Source organism: Niveispirillum sp., from assembly GCF_017996735.1.
In the GTDB taxonomy this organism is placed as follows: Bacteria; Pseudomonadota; Alphaproteobacteria; order Azospirillales; family Azospirillaceae; genus Niveispirillum.
This window is the reverse complement of the sequence record NZ_JAGOGJ010000258.1, coordinates 1-3,503: the sequence shown is the minus strand read 5'-3', so window position 1 is coordinate 3,503 and position 3,503 is coordinate 1. Positions and strand designations below refer to the sequence as shown.

Sequence of the window (3,503 nt, the reverse complement as noted above, 5' to 3'; positions counted from 1 at the left end):
CAAATCAAGATGCAAACGGGCTGGAAGCCGTACAGCTTCAAGATCGGCAATGAATATATCTCCTACGCCCGCATTGAACCACTAGGCTCCCTCTTCGGCCTGGCGGCTGATGCGGCAGACATCATGGGGCAACTGTCTGAGGCGGACGCGGCGAAGCTGGCGAGCGCCTTGACCGTGGCGATTTCCCGCAACGTGGCGCAAAAGACGTTCGTGAAGGGCTTGGCCGGGACGCTCAACGCGGTGACTTCGCAAGAGGTCAAGCAGGTCAATAGTTTCCTTGAAAAGGAACTCCCCACCATCCTCCCCTATAGCTCGGCGCTGGGGCAGACGGCGAAGAATCTGGACCCTGTGATGCGCGAAGTCAACAGCATCATGGATGCCTTCAAAGCCAAGCTGCCTGGCTACTCGTCCGACTTGCCGCCCCATCGGAATCTCTGGGGTGAGCCGGTCCTGCTGGAAGGCGGGTTCGGGCCTGACCTGTTGAGCCCGTTCTATAGCTCGACCGTGAAGGATGACAAGGTGGCGGCGGAACTCGACCGGCTCCAAGCGCCGATCACCTTGCCATCGAAACAGATTGACCGTGTGCCGCTGACGCCGAAGCAATACGACCGCTACCAGATATTGGCCGCACATCCGCAAGGGATGCCAGGCCTGCGCGAGAAGCTAGAGGAGGTGATTGCCTCGGACCTGTATCGCCACGGCACGGACGACCCTGCGGACGGCGGGAAAATCACGTTACTCAAAATGTGGGTGAACAACTACCGCGACCTGGCCAAGTTCCAACTGCGGCAAGAGGACGCGGACCTTGACGCGAAACTTCGTGAACGAGAAACCAAGAAAGCCGGAGCCTTTGCCGGAACCGCACCAGGAGGATTGAGCCGATGATTACCAACACGCAGCGCCGTCATGACATTGTAGGGACCGGGGGAGCCGGGCCGTTCTCCTATCAGTTCATGATCCTCAACGATACCGACTTAGCCGTGTATGTCGATGGGAACCTGAAAACCCTGACCACGCATTACACCGTGAGCGGGGTCGGCAACGAATCGGGCGGGACCATCACCTTCACGACCGGCAATTATCCGGCCCTGTCTGCGGACATCATCTTGTTAGGGGCAGAGGCGGAAACGCAAACCCATGATTTCCAGGTGGCGGCGACCTTGCCAGCGGCCTCCCTGGAAGAGTCCGTTGATAAGCTGACGCGCCTGGTGCAGCAACTCACCGAACGCGTGAACCGTGCGCCGGTCCTGCCTGTGGGCGACTCTGGCGGATTCTCGGCCTTGACCTTGCCCGCCCCTGGCGATGGACAGTACCTCCGATGGAGTGGCAACCAATTGGCCCTTGGCACACCGACGCTCGTTCCTGATGACGTGCCAGCCGGTGGAGGAAACTACGACCACCTAGTCGTGGATAGCGGCGGTTCCGTGGCGTGGGAGCAAGAACTTTACCACTATGCCGCCAACTTCAAGAACATTGCCCTGTACGGCAACAGCCTGTCCAGCGCCGTCAGTTCCATCGGCGGCAGCACGAAAGTCTGCCTGCTCATTAGCGAGTCCATCAGCGTGACCGGCAATATCACCGTGACGGATAACATCACATTTTTCTTTGTGGGCGCGGGCGGGCTGGCGATTTCCAGCGGCGTGACCGTGACCTATAACGCGGCTTCCTTCTTGGTCGATGACATCCGCCGCCAGCGGTTCACCGGTTCCGGCACGTTCGATGGGGCCAACTTGTCAGCCGTCATTCCTGACCAATGGGGCGCGGATTATACCGGCACAGGCGACAGTACCGCCGCCCTCCAGGCGGCTCACGATTCCTTGCCAGCGGCGGGCGGCGTGATCGACCTGCCCGCAGGCACCTATGATTTCTCCGATACGCTCACTTTTACCAAGCCGATCACGCTGCGCGGGCATGGCGAAGGCGTGACGGTCCTGAACATGACCGGCACCGGCTCATCGTTGCAGCATGGCATTGACACCACGGAAAGCCTGACCGTGAGCCACCTGACCATGCAAGTTGAAACGCCGCTGGCGTCGAACCATAGCATGAAGGCCATCAACCTGGATCTTGCGAGCGCAGGCAGCGCGGGAACGCGGCTGATTGTGGAGCATTGCACGTTCACCGGCTGGAACATCGGACCCTATTGCGACGGCGGGGCCAGCTACAAGATTGACGTGGCCGAATACCGGAACTGTAAAGCGACGATTTCCGGCTCTGGGGCCTCGACGGCCAGCTGCTTCTACATGCATCGGGTCAATATGGGCACGATGTTGAATATCGACGCCGATCAAAACAGCGTCGGCGACCACGCTATCTACTGTTTCGGCGTGAAGAACATGAAGTTTGAGGGAACCCTGCGAGTCCGCAACGCCGACCTGGCAGGCTCGCAAGCGATTAAGTGCGTGGGTGATGGGGCGGGCGGTTCAGCGGTGCCGTATAGCACCTGGAGTATCGCCAACGCCGACATCCAGGACTGCGAGAACGGCGTCTTGTTCAGCACGTTCGGCACCGAAGTGCTGGAATCCATCGAGACGGGACGGCTGAGCTTCAAAAACGTAACCGGCAGCGCCAGCATTCAGGGATTGGTCTACGTCTCAGCGTCCGATACGTCGCGCATCCGCACCGTGTCATGCCGGACGACGACGCTGAATAACACGGAATACCAGGGCTTTCATTTTTCGATGGCCGCAGGGGCCACAATCAACCGTGTCACATTAGACGGCGTGACGGCGTTTGATTGGTCAGGAGCCAGCGCGGGGTCTTACGCCCTGGTCGGGGCCACCTCCAGCGGGACCATTTCGCTGATGACCCTGCGGGACATTTACGCCGATGGCAACGCGAGCAACGGGCGCACAATCTGGTCCGCCAACACCATTGGGGCCAGCGTGCAACGGCTCAAGACAGAGAATCTTGTGGAGGCGAACACGGCTACCCCTGGTTGGCCGGTCACGTTCACCGACCTGGACACCACGCCGAGCTTGGCGATGGGGAATGATTTTATCGCCAGCAATACCGGCGCCACGAGCATCACGCAGTTCGACAACATGCAACGCGGCGAGTCCTACCGGATTCGCTTCACGAACAGCAACACCACACTGGTGGACGGGGCGAATCTCATCTGCCCTGGCAGTGCCAACCTTACGCCTGGCGATACCGACATCTATACGGTCTACACGCCGAACGGAACGACGGCCTATGTCTCGGCAGGGAGTAACAACTAATGAGCCTCTCAGCCAGACAGCAACGGTTCGCGCACATGCTGGCCGATCAATTCGCCTGGATGAAAGCGCAGGGCTTGACGTGGACACTCGGGGATGCCTGGCGCAGTACGGATGAGCTGGCGTGTCCGCACTGTTCAACAGGCGTGACGTATCAAGAACTCTTGCGGGCCAATGGGCGCAGCAAGGTGCATGTGAGTACGCATAACAACCGATGCGCACAAGACATCATCTTGTGGGTAGACGGCCAACCATCCAATAAAGGCGAGCAGTACCGCGAGATGG

3 protein-coding genes are annotated in these 3,503 nt (G+C 59.6%); all 3 read left to right on the top strand.

The window, feature by feature from the left end:
• Positions 1 to 885 (top strand): hypothetical protein (locus KBA48_RS32780; RefSeq protein WP_292912864.1); only part of this gene is annotated, 885 nt, incomplete at its 5' end.
• Complete coding sequence (locus KBA48_RS32775) at positions 882 to 3,221, top strand: glycosyl hydrolase family 28-related protein (RefSeq protein ID WP_292912863.1); 2,340 nt, start codon at positions 882 to 884, stop codon at positions 3,219 to 3,221. The genes KBA48_RS32780 and KBA48_RS32775, both read left to right, overlap by 4 nt.
• Positions 3,221 to 3,503: hypothetical protein (locus KBA48_RS32770; protein ID WP_292912862.1), on the top strand; the 283-nt coding region annotated here is incomplete at its 3' end. The genes KBA48_RS32775 and KBA48_RS32770, both read left to right, overlap by 1 nt.

Excerpts from the sequence above, each read along its gene's own strand:
- KBA48_RS32775 (WP_292912863.1), top strand. The coding sequence starts at position 882 with ATGATTACCAACACGCAGCGCCGTCATGACATTGTAGGGACCGGGGGA.